This window comes from Microbacterium sp. UBA3394 (assembly GCF_002358725.1).
GTDB classification, from domain to species: Bacteria; Actinomycetota; Actinomycetes; order Actinomycetales; family Microbacteriaceae; genus Microbacterium; species Microbacterium luteum.
In genome coordinates this window covers 1-1,854 of sequence record NZ_DEPK01000059.1, presented here as the reverse complement: position 1 = coordinate 1,854, position 1,854 = coordinate 1, and the positions used below count along the sequence as shown (strand labels likewise).

General features: G+C 71.6%; 2 protein-coding genes. One reads left to right on the top strand and one right to left on the bottom strand.

Annotated elements, in window-relative coordinates; all coding sequences use genetic code 11:
* Positions 1-29 precede the first annotated feature (29 nt).
* Positions 30-410, top strand: coding sequence for an RNA-binding S4 domain-containing protein (locus B4E30_RS03175; RefSeq protein WP_286793491.1), 381 nt, complete (start codon positions 30-32; stop codon positions 408-410).
* 26 nt (positions 411-436) lie between these two features.
* On the opposite strand, the gene B4E30_RS03170 is transcribed toward B4E30_RS03175, so the two are convergent.
* The gene (locus B4E30_RS03170) at positions 437-1,345 is read right to left on the bottom strand and encodes an NUDIX domain-containing protein (protein WP_286793451.1); all 909 of its coding nucleotides are present in this window, start codon (positions 1,343-1,345) and stop codon (positions 437-439) included.
* Between the last annotated feature and the right edge of the window lie 509 nt (positions 1,346-1,854).

Sequence of the window (1,854 nt, the reverse complement as noted above, 5' to 3'; positions counted from 1 at the left end):
CGCAGCCGCTCGCGAGTACGCTCGACGGGATGAGCGAGAGCGCACGGGTGGACGCGTGGCTGTGGGCGGTGCGCGTCTACAAGACGCGGTCCGCTGCGACCACGGCGTGCCGTGCCGGACACGTACGCGTCAACGGCGACCGCGCCAAGGCGGCCCAGCCCGTTCGTCCCGGCGACGAACTGCGCGTGCGCATCAACGGATTCGACCGGCACCTCGTGGTCCGTCAGAGCATCACCAAGCGCGTCGGTGCGCCCGCTGCCGCCGCCGCCGTGGAAGACCGCACTCCGCCGCCTCCCCCACGCACCGAGGTGCCGTTCGTGCCCGTCCGCGATCGGGGTGCCGGCCGCCCGACCAAGCGCGAGCGGCGCGAGATCGACCGCCTGCGCGGCCGCGACGGCGACGACCGCTGATGACGCGGCCTCACGCGTTGCGGTGATCAGTCCACGTCGAGCAGATCGCGCAGCCAACGCGCGCCCCGAACCCGGCCGCCCACCTCGACGATCCGTTCCGACAGTCCGCGATCGCTGGTCACCACGATCACGTCGTGGCCTCGGTCGCGAAACTCCGTCGCGACCGACACGATCGTGTCGTCGCCCTCGCCCGGCGCCGCCACGACCTCGACGCCGGCGACCTCGGTCGACACCGCGCGCGCCTGCCCCTCGACGACGGCGGTCCAGCGCGGAAACCACACGTCGCCCTCCAGCCACAGCGCATCTGCCGCCACACCGCGCGACGCGCGCCGCGAAACCCGGTCGAGCAGTCGTGACGCGGCGCCGGCACGGTCGCGCCACCACCCGTCGGGCACCGATCCGACCACGTTCGCCACGTCGACGACCACAACCGGATGCCGCGGTAACAGGCCGCGCAACAGCGGCCACGATGCGGCGAAACCGGGGTGCAGCGGCAGATGGTCGACGTCGTCGATCGGAACCCACGCGAGCTCGAGCGACTCGGGGTCGGAGATCACCGGCGTGAACGGCTCGACGACGTCGGCGACAAGTGTCGTGTACGTCCACACACCGACGTCGAGCACGCTCTCCAGCCGCGCCCGCACCGCTCCGTCGGGGACGCCGGCCTCCTCCTGCGCCTCACGGATCGCGCCGGTCGCCGCATCTTCACCCTGATGGCGGGCACCACCGGGCAGAGCCCACGTGCCACCGAAGTGGCTCCAGCCCACGCGGTGCTGCAGCAGCACGCCGCGATCGGCATCCAGAGCCAGAAGTCCCGCGGCGCCGAAGCGCCCCCAGTAGCGCTGGCCGTCCGGCGCTTCCACCCAGGCATCACCCGGGTCGCGCGGGCCGTGTGGCCGGCGCGGCTCACCGGGTTCGGGAGGGAGGATCGTCACCACGTCAAGACTGGCACACCCCGGTGTCGGACGAGGTCGTCAGAAACGCAACCCTCAGCATCCACTCTGCGCCTCTCCCCTTGCTGCATGTCCCCTTTTCCGGCTCTTCGGACATCCGGTGGGGGTGAGGCTCGCCGGGTGATTGTCGGCGGGTAGGGGTCGAGGTCCCCGAGGATCAGTAGCGCCAACTGCTGTTCCATGACGAGGACCTCGACGTGTCTCACCATAGTTCGGGGTGCGCTGATGCGCGCTCTGCCGCCTGCCCGTGTTCCCGCTGCGACTTGCTCCTCGGCCTCGATGCTGTCCATGTTGAGCATGTTGACCGTCGGGCCGGGCTGCTCGTCGTCACGGTGTCGGGCCCGCCGTTGCCGACCGGTTGCCCGTCGTGCGGGGTCGTCGCGGTCGGTCGGGGACGGCGCCGGCGGGTGCTGCATGACGTGCCCGGAGCTACGCGGGTGCGGATCGTGTGGCGGCAGCGGGTGTGGCGGGTGAGTCCCATAGCGTGGTGT

What these genes read in the sequence shown, in the direction of transcription:
- B4E30_RS03175 (WP_286793491.1), top strand. Translation starts at nt 30, where the DNA reads ATGAGCGAGAGCGCACGGGTGGACGCGTGGCTGTGGGCGGTGCGCGTC.